Raw genomic sequence first — 14,884 nt, 5'->3', positions numbered from 1 at the left:
CCGCCGTCCGGCTCGACCGTCCTGTGAATTCCGCGACGCGTCCGAGGTGATAATTGCCTTTCCGATAAGCGGAACCGCGGTGCGTTCCCTGAGTAATGTCCCATGCATCCATCGCGGCTGACCAGCTGCGATTGTGTCCCGGGAATTGGGGAACGCCATGGTGGTCCACCGGAAACCGATCGGCGCAGTCGCCCTCGTGGTCATCACCTCGATGACGCTTCTCATGTCGGGCTGCAGTTCCGACGAGACGAAATCACTTGCCGGCGCGAATGCCGGCCCGGACGGCAGTCCGGTCGAATTCAAAGAACCCGTCAGGCTGACGAGCAAGGACGGACTTCTCGAAGTGCGGCTCTCAGCCCACCAGGGGACCGTCGAGCTCGATACGGTCCCCGAGCCGGTCACCGGCTTCCTCGTGTACGGCTACGAACTCATCAACGGGACGAGTTCCGACGGCTCGACCGAGGGCGACAACATGTACCCGGCGCCCACGTTGCGAGTCGATCCGGGCGAGCGGTTGATCGTCCACTACGACAACGACCTGCAGGGTCTGACGATCGACGACTACTACGACCCGGCGTTCACCCCGGTGGGTGGTGAGGTCCCCATCTATCCGCAACCGCTCGAGTCGTCGCCGTTGAATCTGCACACCCACGGGCTGCACGTGAGCCCGGACGGCAACGCCGACAATGTTTTGCTGGACATACCTGCCGGGATGGGCAACGTGTACGACTACGCAGTTCCCGACGACATGCCCAACGGCCTGTACTGGTACCACAGCCATCGGCACACCGTGACCGCGCAACAGACGTACATGGGGCTTGCGGGGCTCCTCGAGATCGGCCGTCCCGACGGGAACTTGCCACTGGTCACGCAGAACGATATTCCGATCAGAGAGATGGCACTGCAGTACAACTTTGTGTTCGACCGTAGGGGCAAGGGGACCGAACTCAACGACCCGAACTGGCCGCAGTTCGTCAGTACGCTGATGCCGCCCGAAGGCAATCAACTCGCGGAGGGCACCTACTCCCCCAGCTTGGCGCCCACCAACTTCGAGAAGACAACCGAGGGTTCCGAGTACGTCACCAACTGGTACCAGGGCCCGCTGTCGCCGGCGAACCATCGCGGGCAGAACCAGTTCGTGCCCGGCAACATGCAGACGTTCTCGAGCGCGACGAAAAATGTCGCCGCAGACCTCTCGGTGCCGGAGAACGAACGCGATGTGCAGTACACGATCAACGGCCAGTTTCAGCCCGCGCTGAAACTCAAGCCTGGCCAAACCGAGATATGGGTGCTTGCGAACATCAGCGACTTCGCCTACATGCCGCTGCGACTCACCGAGACGGCAACGGGAAACAACCCGAAGTTTGCGGTCCTCGGCCAGGACGGAAATCCATTCACTCAGGTACAACTGCCCGTCGACGGCGACGGCACGCGGCTCGGCATCCCACCCGGATCGCGCTACACGATCGCGGTCACCATGCCCCAATCCGGTGATCTCGTGCTCGACATGCCACCGCTCGAAGGAGCGAAGCCCGTCTCCAATCCTGGTGTGCTGTACACAAACAACGGCACCGAGAACTCGCCGGCGGTGTTGGGTACGGTCACCATCGATCCTTCGATCATCAGCTACGCCGACGGCTTCTTCACCTTCCCGACCCAGAAGCTCTTACACGTGACTGCCGATAGCGGCGAAGGACGGACCACGAAGTTCGAACCCGGCCAAGCCCTCGGCGCCTACACGTCCTTCGTCGATACGTCGGTGATGGAACCCGCAGTAAAACGTGAACTCGTGGTTTCGGGTGGTTTCAGCAACAACAAAGCGAGCAAGAACGACCCGAAGGCGTTCACGTACGAGTTCGCTGCCAACACCTTCCCGAACATTCCCCTGATCCAGCCGCGGCTCAACTCCGTCGAGGAGTGGCTGATCACGAACAACAACAACGACGAACACCCGATGCACATCCACGTCAACGACTTTCAGGTGATGGAGATCTACTCGCCGATCACCGGTACCCGGACAGGCGTGGGCCGTGGGGCGAGGACAACGTCAACGTGCCCGCACCGATCACCGACGAGAACGAGAACTCCCTCGAGGCCGCAACGACGACCGTGCGCACGAAATTCACCGAGTACACCGGCACTTTCGTCATCCACTGTCATCGCCTGAATCATGAGGACAACGGCCTCATGGCACTCGTCAGCGTGATACCCGAGGTATCGACCTACGCGGTCGCTGTACCGGGGTCCGCATGTAAGCCCGCGACCGTCCAGGTGTACGACGCCAACGGCGACAAATTGCTGAGCACGCTCACCCCGTTTCCCTCGTTCGAGGGCATGCCGACAGTGGCAATGGCCGACGTGAACGGAGACATGATTCTCGACGTCGTCGCCGGCAGCGGTGCGGGGGCGGTACCGGAGGTCGTGGCCTTCAACGGTGCCGGGAACGCGTTCACCGAGTTGGCTCGCTTCGCCCCGTTCGACGCCGCATTCCGCGGCGGCGTCCGCGTCGCAGGCGCAGACATCGACGGAAACGCGTTGGCCGACAACATCATCGTCGGTTCCGGTCCCGGCATGGAGTCGCAGGTGAAGGTCTTCTCCGCCACACTCTCCGAAGACCTGGGTACGGCGCCGGAGGTGTTCACGTCCTTCACCCCGTATGCGGGATCGGAATCGGGAGTTTCCGTCGCCACAGGCTTGGTCGACGCCGGATCGGGCCGGCAGAGCATCGTGACCGCGCCGGGCGCCGGCGAAGCAGCGCGGATCAAGACGTTCCGCTACGACCTCTACGAACCGACCAAACGGGTCGAGGAAAGCGGCACGGCAAGCGAGCACTCGCACGCCCGCCCTGCGATGACGTCGGAGTTCCTCGCGTACGACGAGAACTACACGGGCGGCGTATCGCTGTCGACCGGCTGGGTCGCAGGTGCCGAAGGCGGCGCCAAGAGCATCGTCACCGGCCAACTCGGTGGCGACGGAACGGTCCGCGTGTGGTCAACCGGTTCACGCCTGGACGGCGGTCCGGCGATGTACCTCGAGAGCCCGAACCATCACGGGGGCCAGATTGCGTTCGCGCAGGTTGCATCATTCGTACCCTTCGCAGGCGGTACCGGGGTCGAGGTCGCGACGACGAGCACGACGAGTGGCGCCGATCTGCTCGTCAGCGGTTCTACCCCCGGTGGGCCGACCGAGGTACGGAAGTTCTCGCTCGGCCGGGCCGATCCGGCCGCAACGACGTTGAGCCCGAACCAGATCGGCGGATTGCCACCACGTCCCGAAGGAAGCGGCCACGTGTCGCTGGGCGGGCGCTGATCACATCAGGGCAGGGTCCAGATCACAACCGTCAGCAGATAGAAGATGACGACCCAGAACGCGTTGAGGCCGATGACGATCGCGGCGCCCTTCAGGTTCGTCTTCTGCACTGGTTCGTCGGCGGGCGGGCGCAGCCATCGGTGCAACAGCTTGTTCACGTAGTACGGCATCGTGAAATAGCTCATTGTGAAGCTGGAGAGGAAGTTGCCCACCAACATGGCGAGCCACAGGGGCATGTGGAGGGGCGAGGTCGCCAGTGTCAAGAATACGACCGTCGGATACAGACCGACCCAGACCGCAATGGACGTCTTGAAGTCCGACGGCGGCGGCGCCTCGTTGCCGTTCTCGTCGAACGCAAACCAGTTGCCGAACGAGTTGTCGATCGTCCGCAGTTCGAAATTGTGGAACTTGCGGCCCTCGTCGAGTAATTCCTGTCGACGTTTCGACGTCAGCCAGGTATCCAAATTCGCCGCGGAATCGAAGCGGTACAGCGCCGTCCACTCTTCCTGAATGCCGTCCACCGGCCGGAAGAGTTCCGTTCCCCTGAAGCCGGCAAACTTCGCTTCTTCCTGATTCATGCGGCCTTGCCATGCGAGGAAGTCGTCGACATGTTCCGGACTGACGCGATGTGTCACCACGACTGTCACGAGTGCGTCACTGGGCCGCTGACCGCCCGCGATCACCTGTTGTGTCGCAGGGCCGTCGAAGTACTGTCGCCCGTTGTCCAGAAACTCCTGCCGCGTGGAGCTGTTGATCCACGCCTGCAGATGCTCGACGGAATCGAAGCGGTAGACCACAACCCAGTCGGGCTGGACGGCCGTAGGCGCAGTGATCTCTGCGCCGACGAAGCCCTGGTATTCCGACGCAGCCGCGTTCACATCCTTCTGCCACTTCTCGAACGCTTTCTCGACGCCGGCCTTCACACGTTGGCCGATAATGACCGTTGTGGCATTCTCCACAATCTGGTCGGCTGCCATCGTCGTCTCCTCAGGTAGTGGAAACAGGTTGCTTCTCGCTCAGGCGAGCGTAGATCCGTTCGGGTGTCAGAGGCAGCTCACGATAGCGAACCCCACTGGCATTGTGCAGGGCATTCGCCAACGCGGGCGCCACCGGATTGATGCAGCACTCCGCCATGCCCTTCGAGCGCATCGGACCGACCGAATCTGCCGAATCCACGAGGAGGACCTCGGTTCCCGGAATGTCGGCGTAGGTAGGAATTCGGTAGTTGCGCAGGTTCGGATTGACGATGGTGCCAGTCCCGTCGATTCGGTGGTTCTCGGTCAGCGTGAAGCCGATACCTTGTGCGACACCGCCTTCCACCTGGCCACGCACCTGCGCGGGGTTGATGATCACACCGGCGTCGGTTGCCTGCACGCTGTAGAGAATCCGGATCTCACCGGTGATCCTGTGGACCGCGATGCGGAACCCGTGGGTGTTCGACACGACACTGCGCGGAGACCCGTACGCCTTGCGCGCCACCCTGAAGCGAATGCCGCGCTCCCGCGCCGACGCGACGAGATCCGCAAGCGAGAAGCGCGTTTCGCCACATACCACGCCGTCATCGTCCATGGCGCACGTCGCGAAATCGACCTTCGCCTCCGCCGCCGCATACGCGAGGATGCGGTCACGCAGTGCGATCGCAGCAGTATTGACCGCGTTACCCGCAACGAACAAGCCCGCACTGGCGAAGGCACCCGTATCGAAACCGGTTCGGTCGGTGTCGGACTGGATGATGCGCACGCGCGACGGAGTCGTTCCGAGTTGGGTTGCTGCTAGCTGTACGTGAGCCGTCGACGTTCCTTCGCCGAACTCGACTGTGCCGATGGCAAGTTCGTACACGAGGTCGTCACCGAGGGTCAGCCATGCTTCCGAGATGTGCTCGGTGGGCGGAGCCGTCTCGTGAATCGAGGTTGCCGCGCCCGCACCGATCAGCCAGTCCTCGCCGAGTCCGAGGTCCGCGCGCGGTGTCGCGTTGCGCGCCAGGGCGTCTTCGACCAGGTCGATGCACTTCGAGAGACCGTCCTCGATGAACAGCACGTCGTCGGGTCCGTCGTGCATCGAGATGAGCGAATCACCGGGCTTGACGATGTTGCGCCGACGCAGCTCGGTCGGATCCATGTGCAGCGCAACGGCGAGCTCGTTCATCGCCGATTCCACGGCGAACGCCGGCTGGGTCATGCCGTAACCGCGCAGGGCGCCACTTGGAACGGTGTTGGTATAGACGGAGTAGGCGTCGTATTTTTTGTTCGGACAGCGGTACAGCATGACCGCCGCGCCACCCGCGAACAGAGTCTCGCCGCCGTGATTGCCGTACGCGCCGGTGTTCGACACGTTGCGCACCTGGAACGCGGTCAACGTCCCGTCCGACCGTGCACCGAGTTTGACCGTCAGCTTCATCGGGTGCCGCGGGGACGCGATGGTGAACTCTTCCTCACGCGTGAATTCGAAAGAGACTGGGCGGCCCGTGTCCAACGTCGCGAGCGCGGCCAAGTCTTCGGAGATGACCTCCTGCTTGCCGCCGAAGCCGCCGCCGACGCGCTTGCAGAACACACGCAACTGGTCGGGTCGTAGGTCGAACAGGTGCGAAAGCTTCACCTTCGCGATCGACGGCGATTGCGAACTGGTCCGAACGTTGAGGCGCCCGTTCTCCATCCACGCGATCGAGCCGTGAGTCTCGAGGTGCGCGTGCTGGACCCGGGGCGAGAAGTAGGTGCCTTCGTGGATCACATCGGCTTCCGCGAAGCCCGCCTCGACGTCCCCAATGTCGGAGTGCAATTCGAGCAGGAGGTTGTGTACCGGATCCTGGACGAACGGATCGTCGGAACCGTGCAATTGCGGCGCACCGTCGCGCATTGCCTCCTCGGGGTCGAATACCGCTGGGAGAACGTCATATTCGACGACGACCCGGCGACAACCCTCTTCCGCGGCTCCGACGCTCTCCGCCAGAACTGCCACGACCTTCTGCCCGACGAAGCGCACGACGTTGTCGAGCATGTAGGTGTCGTCGGGATCGACGAGGTGGTCGGTGTGGATCGCCGTCGTGTAGAGCTTGCGCGGCACGTCTTCCCACGTATAGACGCGGTGCACGCCAGGCACCGCGAGCGCCGCGGTCTTGTCGATCGACACCACGCGAGCGTGCGCGTGCGGCGAGGGCAGCACCTTGATGTGCAGCATTCCCTCCATCTGTGTGTCCATAGTGAATTCGGCTCGGCCGGTGACGATCTCGGTGGCGGCGGGGGCGCCGACACTCGTTCCGACAGCTTTACCCGGCAGCGCGGTCTCGATCGCGGCAACCCCGTTGACGGCATCCTCGATCGCGCGATAACCGGTGCAGCGGCAGAGATTGCCCTTCAGCGCGCGCGGCAGATCCTGCTTCTGTTCGTCGGTGAAGGTGGCCGACGTCATGATCATTCCGGCAGTGCAGAAGCCACACTGAAAGCCTGGCGCGTCACGGAATCGACGTTGCATCGGGTGCAGGTCTTCCGGCGTGCCGAGGCCTTCGATCGTCGTTACCTCGTGCTCGTCGGCCCGGAAGGCCGGCGTGATGCAGCTGTGGACCGGGTTGCCGTCGAGCCACACGGTGCATGCACCGCAATCGCCTGCGTCGCAACCCTTTTTGACGCCGAAATGGCCGAGCGAGCGCAAGAAGGTCCGCAGGCACTGGCCAGGATCAGGCTCTTGCTCGAACGTCTTGCCGTTCACCGTGTACGTCATGACAGGTCTCCCGCCGACAGTTCGGTCCGGATCTCTTCCGCAAAATGCTTGGTCAGGTGCCGCCGGTGATCGGGACTGCCGTTGGGGTCGTCGAACCAGACATCGTCGGGGATCGCGTCGATACGGCGCTGCAACTCCTCTGCATCGGGCATCGCGTCGAAGGCGAACCGCAGGGGCTTCGTCGTTCCCGCCGTGACAGTCAGGAGCAGGCTGGACGTGCCGGGCGTCTGCGTGGCGACGATGAAGACCGTCGACCGCCCGAGATGTGTGAGCGTGAAGCGGCGGTGCGTATGGCGCTTACGCAGCGCCGCAACTGGAATCTCGATCTTTCGCAGGATCTCGCCTGGCCGAAGGACATTCGCATGGTTGCCGACGACGAAGTCGGCCGAATCGACGGTCCGCTCGGATCCGTCTGCGTCCCACAGGGTGTACGTCGCCTGGAGCGCGACCGTCAGGGTGATCATCGGCCCGGCCGGCAACGACATACAGATGTTGCCGCCGACGGTCGCCGAGTTCCACACCTTGAAGGAGGCCAGGAATGCCTCGCAACTCGTCCGCAACAACGGCGCCGCCCGCCAATCTTGCGGCGCCACAAAACCGTACAGCTCGCGGACCGTCGTCGTGGCGCCGATCTCGAGCCCGTCGTCCGTAGCGGTGATGGTGTCCCAACCGAGCGCTGTGAGGTCTACCAGGCGGCGCAGATCCGGCTGCTTATCCGAAAACAACCAGGTGCCACCGGCCAACCATGCGTCGCCGGCACGCCAATCCGCACCTGGCCTATCGGCTGGACGTCGAACTACTTCGGTGATCGTGCTGATGTCCATGTGCAAAACTCCCGCCGGAGTGGGCTGCCGACTGTCGTCGACCCGAGTCGACACAATGACTTTAGACAAGGCGGGTCGTTATCGGAACTAAATACGACGGACTCCGCGCAAGACGGTCGGCGCGGGCGTGATCGCGTCTATTGTTCAGTCGGTAAGGACTACTGACCAGGCCGGACAGGACCTGCGCAAGCAGCTGACTTGAAGCGCGCAGGAGGGCTCGATGACGCAGAAACATCGACACTCTGCAGTCGTCGAAGAGTCGTCGGCGGGCTTCGGCGACGCGATAGTCGCCGCCGCTCCGGACGCCATCATCGTCGCCGGTTCCGACGGGACGATCGTCGAGTTCAATCCGATGGCCGAGCACATCTTCGGGCGTGCACGGGCCGACGTTGTCGGTACCGACCTCTTCGATGCACTGACCCTTGCCACGCATCGGAACTCCCACCGAACCGACCTGAGCCGGTTGTGGTCGGCCGATTCTGCACGGTTCATCGGGCGCACGTTTCCGGCAATCGCCATGCGCGGAGACGGCAGGCCCTTCGCCGTCGAGGTCTCTGCGAATGTCGTGCCGACGGAGCGAAATCTGGTGGTTCTGTTCGTTCGCGATCGGTCGACCAACGGCCCGAATCCGTCTATCCCCGAGCCTGATTCGCCGGCAGACGACGACGCAGCCGTGTGGGGAAGCCGCGAGATGCTCGCGATCATTATGCGTTCGGCGCCGGGGATCGTCTTCGCCGTCGATCTGTCCGGAGTGATCCAGGTGTCGACCGGCAGTGGTCTCGCGGCACTCGGCTTCCAGCCCGGCCAGCTCGTCGGAACCAACGTGTTCGAGATCTACAAAGACATGCCCGAGGTCGCCGAGTACCATCGACGCGCGCTGCGCGGCGAGGAATTCCGCGCCCAAGTGGACATCGGCGATCGCAGCCTCGAGACGCTGTATCGACCCATCTTCTCTGCGTCCGGCAGGCTGGTCGGCACAGTCGGTGTCAGTGACGACATCACCGTCTAAGTGCAGGCGCTACGGGCACTGAGAGAACTCGCCGACACCGACACCATCACCGGGCTGAGTAGTCGTGCACGGGCGGAGGACCTCCTGGCAACCACCCTGCAGCAGGGTAAGCCGCTCAGCGTTCTTGTGATCGACCTCGACGAGTTCAAAGACATCAACGACTCCCACGGTCATGCGATCGGCGATCTGGTGCTAGAACGCGTCGGCGCGAGACTGCGCGAAACGATTCCCGCGGAATCGATCATCGGCCGACTCGGCGGCGACGAACTGGTGGTCGGGTTACTGACCGGCGAGCGGGGCGAAGCAGGTCGGCTCGCGACGAAGATCCTGGCCGCGATAGCACGCCCACTGCAGCTGGACCTGGACGATTCCGGTTCCGTGGCAATCGACCTGAGCATCACGGCGAGTATCGGCATCGCGGTTGCACCGCGAGACGGTGGGACCGCACACGAACTGCTCGGGCACGCCGACTCGGCGATGTACGCGGCCAAGCGATCCGGTCGGGCATCACATCGCTTCTACCGCACCGAAACCGACATCGCGAGCCGCCGACTGCTGGTCTCCACCCGACTGCGCCGCGCGGTCGATGCGGACGAAATCACGGTTGCGTACCAACCCATCGTCGACCTGCAGAGTGAAAGGATCATCGGGTTCGAAGCGCTTGCGCGGTGGACCGATTCACAACTGGGTCGCGTTCAACCCGACGAGTTCATCGCGCTGGCCGAGAACACACCCCTGATCGATGATCTTTTCGACCGCGTACTGCAGCAGGCGCTGCGTGCGGCGGTGACGTGGAATTCCGGGCTGCGCACAGGCACAGCCGTCGCTCTCGGCGTCAATCTCGCGGCACGACAGCTGACCGATCCGAAGCTGCCGAAGCGAATTGCCAACGCCGCGCGGGCCGCCCGCTTCCCGCTCGCGGCATTGCGAATGGAGATCACCGAAACCGCGATGATGAACCATGCCACGGCACGCAAAGTTCTCGGCGAACTGAGTGCTGCGGGTATCGGCCTCGTCATCGACGACTACGGTGTCGGTTTCTCCAATATCGACGTCCTGACCGACCTGTCGAGGGCCGGCGTGCTCAGCTCGGTCAAGTTCGATCGCAGTCTCGTTGCCGACCTCCCGACGACGCGCTCCAGAACGCTGCTCTCGACGTTCCTCGGTTTCGCCACAGCGCTCGATGTCACGCCGGTGGTCGAGGGAATCGAGACAGCCGAACAACTGGCAGTTCTCTTGGAGGTGGGGTGCCCATTCGGCCAGGGATTCCATCTCGGCCGGCCGATGTCGGCGGAAGCGGCGTGCGCACGAGTCAGGGAGCAGACCTGTCTCTAGCGGTCACCAGCCGGGCTGACCGTACGGTCCGGCGCCGGCCTCGCGCGCGAGCTGAGTGTGCAGGTTTTCCTTGCGAATTCGCTGATCGGTGAACAGCAGCACGGTGACGATGCCTGCGAACGGTGTGACGAAGGTCGACGCGATCATTTCGCCGATCTCGGTGACGAGAAGACCGCCGAAGGTGACACTCTCCTCCATGCCGGAGAAGGTGCTGTACCCGTTGCCGACGAGGCCGAACGGGAAGGTGATGACGCTCGAGACGAGTATCGCGAGAACCATTGCCAGCAGCAGGATCCCGAAAATTCGCCACCAGGAGCCACTCACGAGGTCCCTCGACCGTGACAAAGCGCCGCCGATCGATTGGCGTTCGAGCACCAGAGCTGGAGTAGCCAGACCGAACAAGACGTAGAGCCAGATTCCAGGGACAACGCAGAACACGATGCCCACCAACACGATCAGTGCGTAGACGACTATGAGCCCGAGCAGGGGCAGCAATCTGGGTCGCAGCTGTGCGAGCGCGGCGGCGAACCCGATCGGCCTGCCGAGCACCGCCTCGCCGACGACCACGGTCAGGAAACCCGTAAGGAATGTCGTTGCGAGCAAAGTGATTACGGCGCCCCCGGCGGTGCCGCCGAGGATTGCAGGCAGATTCTCGCGCAGCGCATCCAATTGCTCCTCGGCGGTAGCGTCCGCGTCTGCCGAGATCGTTTCGAGTTGGCCGCGCAATCCCCAGCGAATCGCGAGGACGACGATCCCGGTCACGACCGCCACTGCCGCGGAGACGCCGAGAATCAGCGCGGGATATCGGCGGATGGTCGCTATCGCACCGCCCAGGATGTCTGCGACCTGGAGTGGCCGCAGTGGAATCACGCCCGGCTTGCCGTAGCCGTCGGGACCCGATCTCGGGCCGGCCGGCGGCATTCCGGGCTGGTAGCCAGGTGGAGGCATTTCAGGCTGGTAGCCAGGTGGGGGCTGGCCGGCTTCGCGCCAGCGATCGTCCGACGAATTCGATGGTGGCCAGTCACCTGTTCCGCTCATGCGACAACTGTCGCATACCCGGTGGGACGGCACGGGCTAGTGCACCTCGCGTTCGCTCTGCTCGTACACGCTGTCCGGATCGCCGACGATCAGCGGGTCGGGTTTCCCGACGACATCGTTGTCCTTGCTCGGGTATTCGAGCCTCGACAGGACCCATTGCATCGCCGCGATCCGGCCTCGCTCCTTATCGTTGCTGCGCACTACCGTCCACGGCGCATGGGGAGTGTCGGTGTGCGCGAACATGTTCTCCTTCGCGCGGGTGTAGTCGTCCCAACGATCCAGGGAATCGAGGTCTGTCGGGCTGAGCTTCCATTGCCGGAGCGGATCGACGACGCGCGTTATGAATCGCGTTCGTTGCTCGGCACGCGATACCGAGAACCACAGCTTGAACAGTTGGACGCCGTCGTCGACAAGCATCCGTTCGAAACGCGGCGTAGTCGCCATGAAGTAGTCGTATTGCTCGTCGGTACAGAAGCCCATGACCCGCTCGACCACCGCGCGGTTGTACCACGACCGGTCGTACAGCACTATCTCTCCTGCTGCGGGAAGACGCTCGATATAGCGCTGGAAGTACCACTGTGTGCGTTCACGCTCGCTTGGCTTGCTCAGCGCCACCACCTGTGCGCCGCGTGGATTGAGATGTTTCGTGAATCGCTTTATGGTGCCGCCTTTTCCGGCGGCATCCCGACCTTCGAAGAGCACCACGACGCGTTGGCCGGTGTCCTTGACCCAGGACTGCATTTTCAGCATTTCTATCTGCAACAAACGAACGGTCCGCGTGTACTCGCGGTGGTTCATCCGCTCGTCGTACGGATAGTCCTGTTTCCACGTGGCGACCTCGTTGCCGTCGCCGTCGAGGAGCAGTAGATCGTCGTGCAGCTCCCGCACGGAAAGGTGGTAAAGGTCATCGAGCAGACCAGCGGCCTTCAGCGACTCACGCAGCTCCTGCCGCGTGTCTTCCGAACTCCCGGCGGCTCGCGGTGATCGGCGGAAGGCCGCAATCGCGTCTTCGGCGGGGTACGCCACTGCGGACCGTCAAACTCGACGATTCCGCCGGCGATTCCCACCGCCGAATGCATCTTTGACCTTCTCGAATGCTTGTTTGAGATTTGCGCCGGACCGCTTCCGGCGGCCGCGCGCCTCGAGATTCCTGTCGCCCGTGGCTCGGCCCAACTCTTCCTTCATTCGGCCCGATACCTCGTCGACCTTGTTTCGAAACTTATCGTTCCCACTCATGCTGCACTCCACTGCATTCGACTGAGTACTAGAACGGAGTTCTCTCCGCTCTGCATGGGTACCCGGCGGACACGGACTTCTAACGAAGCACGCCGCTTCAGTGCTGCCCGGAGTCGAAAAGCCCTGCGACTACTTGTCGTATCTGCGCGGTGGCATTCTCGATCGGTCCTAGCGGCTGCATCAAATGGCTGAGAGTGATGCGGACGAAAGCTTCGATCGCGGACTCCAGCGTGAGCTCACCGAACGACGAGTCCGGATACCGAGTGCGGACGGCCCCGACGAGCGCGCCGACCGCGCGCCCGAGCACGGGCGCCGGATCGGTGGCGAGTAACGGGAGGAGCCCGGTGTCGGGTCCGTGCTCACCCGCAAGGATGACCTTGATCAGAGTGTTGTCGGCGCCGGTGCGGAGCGTGTATTCGGCAGCAGCGGCTAAGCCGCCGACGAGGTCATCCGGATTCGCGTTCAGGCAGCCGACTATCCCGTCCAGAAACTGATCGGTTTCGCGCTCGACGAGTGCGGCGGCGAGTGCGTGCTTACCTGCGAACTCCTTGTAGAGAACGGGCCGGCTGACGCCGATATCTGCTGCCACACGCGACATGTTCACCGCCGACCAGGCTTCGGCGACCGTCAATTCGCGCGCAGCATCGAGCGCGCGCTCGCGCAGCAGTTGACGCATCTCGGCCTGGAAGCTCACGGACTCGGACATGGCCACATCGTACATGAAGAAGCATTCTGTAATAGGTATTGACACTTTTACATAAAGTGTATTCAATTGATACACAACAGCCCAAAGTGTAATCGCCCCCGGAAGGCCCTCCCATGGCACTGTTCGTCCTCCTCTCGATCTACGCCGTCGTCTTCGCACCGCTCGCTCTCCCGCCGGTGGTCGGACTGTTCGCGGCGATCGTCAACCTGGTGCGCAATTCAGTTCGGCCCGCGAAGCACGCGCTCGCGTGAAACAGCCACTCCCACAAGGTCAGTCAGAAATCCAACACGGAGGTCAGATCATGACGACAGCAGAAATCGAGACGAGCGAACAGGTTTCGGCGCCACCCTGGCGCGACCGCAAGCGTTACCTGTGGTTGCTGGGCCTGGTCGCCCCGACCTGGGTATTCGTCGGCGCAGCCCTGGTGTGGGGCTTCAACGAGATCGGCTGGACCCAGGTCTCCCCGGCCTTCTGGTGGATCGGCCCGCTCCTGCTCTACGTCTTGCTCCCGATACTGGACGTCTTCTTCGGTCCCGACGGCCAGAATCCGCCGGACGAAGTCATGGAACAACTCGAGAACGACAAGTACTACCGCTACTGCACCTACGCGTTCATTCCGCTGCAGCTCGCGAGCCTCGTGTTCGCCTGCTACCTGTGGTCGGCCTCCGCTGTCGACTGGTTAGGACTCGACAACGGCCTCGGACTGATCTCCAAGATCGGCCTCGCGCTGACGATCGGCGTCATGGGCGGTATCGGCATCAATACCGCGCACGAACTGGGACACAAGAAGGACGAGCTCGAGCGCTGGTTGTCGAAGATCACACTTGCGCAGACTGTTTACGGCCACTTCTACATCGAGCACAACCGCGGCCATCACGTTCGCGTCGCGACTCCCGAGGACCCCGCCAGCTCGCGCTTCGGCGAGTCGTTCTGGACCTTCCTGCCACGCAGCGTGTCCGGCAGTTTCCGTTCGTCATGGGAGCTGGAGAAGACTCGGCTGAAGCGACTCGGCAAGAGCCCGTGGACAATTCATAACGACGTGCTCAATGCCTGGTTGATGTCGATCGCTCTGTTCGGTGTGTTGGCCGCAGTCTTCGGACCGATCGTCCTGCCGTTCCTCTTGCTTCAGGCCGTCTACGGGTTCTCACTGCTGGAGACGGTGAACTACCTCGAGCACTACGGGCTGCTGCGGCAGAAGACCGCATCCGGTCGCTACGAGCGCTGCACGCCCGCACACAGCTGGAACTCCGACCACATCGTCACCAACCTGTTCCTCTACCACCTGCAACGGCACAGCGATCACCACGCCAACCCGACGCGTCGGTACCAGACCCTGCGCAGCATGGCCGAAGCGCCGAACCTGCCGAGCGGCTACGCAAGCATGATCGGAATCGCCTACTTCCCTCCGCTGTGGCGCAAGGTGATGGACCACCGAGTGCTCGACCACTTCGACGGCGACATCACGCTGGTCAACATCCAGCCGAGCAAGCGTGCCAAGATCCTCGCCCGCTACGGAGCGAAGTGATGGCCGCCTACCGCTGCCCCGTCTGCCACTACATCTACGCCGAGGAGGTCGGCGCTCAGCGCGAAGGTTTCCCACCAGGCACCGCATGGTCGCAGATCCCCGACAGCTGGTGCTGCCCGGATTGCGGAGTTCGCGAGAAGCTCGACTTCGCGATGATCGAAAGTGCCCCGATATGAGCGACAACATCG

Annotated in this window: 12 protein-coding genes and 1 pseudogene; 6 read left to right on the top strand and 7 right to left on the bottom strand. The window is 63.0% G+C overall.

Annotation, left to right across the window (positions count from 1 at the left end; translation table 11 throughout):
• Nucleotides 1–157: 157 nt before the first annotated feature.
• A pseudogene (locus JGU72_RS26020) lies at nt 158–3,309 on the top strand (multicopper oxidase domain-containing protein).
• 5 nt (nt 3,310–3,314) lie between these two features.
• Here JGU72_RS26020 and JGU72_RS26015 read toward each other — a convergent pair.
• From JGU72_RS26015 to JGU72_RS26005, 3 genes are read right to left on the bottom strand one after another with little or no spacing between them, the layout of a single operon-like run.
• A complete protein-coding gene (locus JGU72_RS26015; RefSeq protein WP_199687010.1) occupies nt 3,315–4,286 on the bottom strand; it encodes an antibiotic biosynthesis monooxygenase in 972 nt (323 codons plus the stop codon).
• A gap of 10 nt (nt 4,287–4,296) precedes the next feature.
• The gene (locus tag JGU72_RS26010) at nt 4,297–7,023 is read right to left on the bottom strand and encodes a molybdopterin-dependent oxidoreductase (protein ID WP_199687009.1); all 2,727 of its coding nucleotides are present in this window, start codon (nt 7,021–7,023) and stop codon (nt 4,297–4,299) included.
• A complete protein-coding gene (locus JGU72_RS26005) occupies nt 7,020–7,847 on the bottom strand; it encodes an FAD binding domain-containing protein (protein ID WP_199687008.1) in 828 nt (275 codons plus the stop codon). The genes JGU72_RS26010 and JGU72_RS26005 overlap by 4 nt, the downstream gene beginning before the upstream one ends.
• Before the next feature lie 220 nt (nt 7,848–8,067).
• Between JGU72_RS26005 and JGU72_RS26000 the strand changes: the two genes are divergently transcribed.
• Both JGU72_RS26000 and JGU72_RS25995 read left to right on the top strand, forming a co-directional pair.
• A complete protein-coding gene (locus JGU72_RS26000; RefSeq protein WP_199687007.1) occupies nt 8,068–8,856 on the top strand; it encodes a PAS domain-containing protein in 789 nt (262 codons plus the stop codon).
• Nucleotides 8,857–10,191, top strand: coding sequence for a putative bifunctional diguanylate cyclase/phosphodiesterase (locus tag JGU72_RS25995; protein WP_199687006.1), 1,335 nt, complete (start codon nt 8,857–8,859; stop codon nt 10,189–10,191).
• A gap of 3 nt (nt 10,192–10,194) precedes the next feature.
• Here the strand turns inward: JGU72_RS25995 and JGU72_RS25990 are convergent, their stop codons facing one another.
• From JGU72_RS25990 to JGU72_RS25975, 4 genes are all read right to left on the bottom strand, one after another.
• Nucleotides 10,195–11,229 (bottom strand): hypothetical protein, encoded by a 1,035-nt coding sequence (locus tag JGU72_RS25990; RefSeq protein WP_199687005.1) that lies wholly within the window; start codon nt 11,227–11,229, stop codon nt 10,195–10,197.
• Between the two features lie 36 nt (nt 11,230–11,265).
• Nucleotides 11,266–12,171: a polyphosphate kinase 2 gene (gene ppk2 / locus JGU72_RS25985; protein WP_374101161.1), complete on the bottom strand. Its 906-nt coding sequence runs from the start codon at nt 12,169–12,171 to the stop codon at nt 11,266–11,268.
• 93 nt (nt 12,172–12,264) lie between these two features.
• Nucleotides 12,265–12,465, bottom strand: coding sequence for a CsbD family protein (locus JGU72_RS25980; RefSeq protein ID WP_199687004.1), 201 nt, complete (start codon nt 12,463–12,465; stop codon nt 12,265–12,267).
• Between the two features lie 97 nt (nt 12,466–12,562).
• A complete protein-coding gene (locus JGU72_RS25975; protein WP_199687003.1) occupies nt 12,563–13,171 on the bottom strand; it encodes a TetR/AcrR family transcriptional regulator in 609 nt (202 codons plus the stop codon).
• 113 nt (nt 13,172–13,284) lie between these two features.
• Here JGU72_RS25975 and JGU72_RS25970 point away from each other — a divergent pair, with 113 nt between their 5' ends.
• Genes JGU72_RS25970 through JGU72_RS25960 form a run of 3 tightly spaced genes read left to right on the top strand, consistent with a single transcriptional unit; the run spans nt 13,285 to nt 14,872 of the window.
• Nucleotides 13,285–13,422, top strand: coding sequence for a hypothetical protein (locus tag JGU72_RS25970; RefSeq protein WP_199687002.1), 138 nt, complete (start codon nt 13,285–13,287; stop codon nt 13,420–13,422).
• A 50-nt stretch (nt 13,423–13,472) separates the two neighbouring features.
• A complete protein-coding gene (locus tag JGU72_RS25965; RefSeq protein ID WP_199687001.1) occupies nt 13,473–14,696 on the top strand; it encodes an alkane 1-monooxygenase in 1,224 nt (407 codons plus the stop codon).
• Nucleotides 14,696–14,872, top strand: a complete 177-nt coding sequence (locus JGU72_RS25960; RefSeq protein ID WP_199687000.1) for a rubredoxin — start codon at nt 14,696–14,698, stop codon at nt 14,870–14,872. The genes JGU72_RS25965 and JGU72_RS25960 overlap by 1 nt, the downstream gene beginning before the upstream one ends.
• Nucleotides 14,873–14,884: the final 12 nt, after the last annotated feature.

Source organism: Antrihabitans auranticaus (assembly GCF_016481275.1).
Classification (GTDB): domain Bacteria; phylum Actinomycetota; class Actinomycetes; order Mycobacteriales; family Mycobacteriaceae; genus Antrihabitans.
This window is presented reverse-complemented; position numbering and strand designations above follow the sequence as displayed.

Bases quoted from the DNA above. Each gene is read 5' to 3' on its own strand.
- JGU72_RS26010 (WP_199687009.1), bottom strand. From the start codon at position 7,023: ATGACGTACACGGTGAACGGCAAGACGTTCGAGCAAGAGCCTGATCCT.
- JGU72_RS25980 (WP_199687004.1), bottom strand. From the start codon at position 12,465: ATGAGTGGGAACGATAAGTTTCGAAACAAGGTCGACGAGGTATCGGGC.
- JGU72_RS25970 (WP_199687002.1), top strand. From the start codon at position 13,285: ATGGCACTGTTCGTCCTCCTCTCGATCTACGCCGTCGTCTTCGCACCG.
- JGU72_RS25965 (WP_199687001.1), top strand. From the start codon at position 13,473: ATGACGACAGCAGAAATCGAGACGAGCGAACAGGTTTCGGCGCCACCC.
- JGU72_RS25990 (WP_199687005.1), bottom strand. From the start codon at position 11,229: ATGAGCGGAACAGGTGACTGGCCACCATCGAATTCGTCGGACGATCGC.
- JGU72_RS25975 (WP_199687003.1), bottom strand. From the start codon at position 13,171: ATGTCCGAGTCCGTGAGCTTCCAGGCCGAGATGCGTCAACTGCTGCGC.
- JGU72_RS26000 (WP_199687007.1), top strand. From the start codon at position 8,068: ATGACGCAGAAACATCGACACTCTGCAGTCGTCGAAGAGTCGTCGGCG.
- JGU72_RS26005 (WP_199687008.1), bottom strand. From the start codon at position 7,847: ATGGACATCAGCACGATCACCGAAGTAGTTCGACGTCCAGCCGATAGG.
- JGU72_RS25960 (WP_199687000.1), top strand. From the start codon at position 14,696: ATGGCCGCCTACCGCTGCCCCGTCTGCCACTACATCTACGCCGAGGAG.
- JGU72_RS26015 (WP_199687010.1), bottom strand. From the start codon at position 4,286: ATGGCAGCCGACCAGATTGTGGAGAATGCCACAACGGTCATTATCGGC.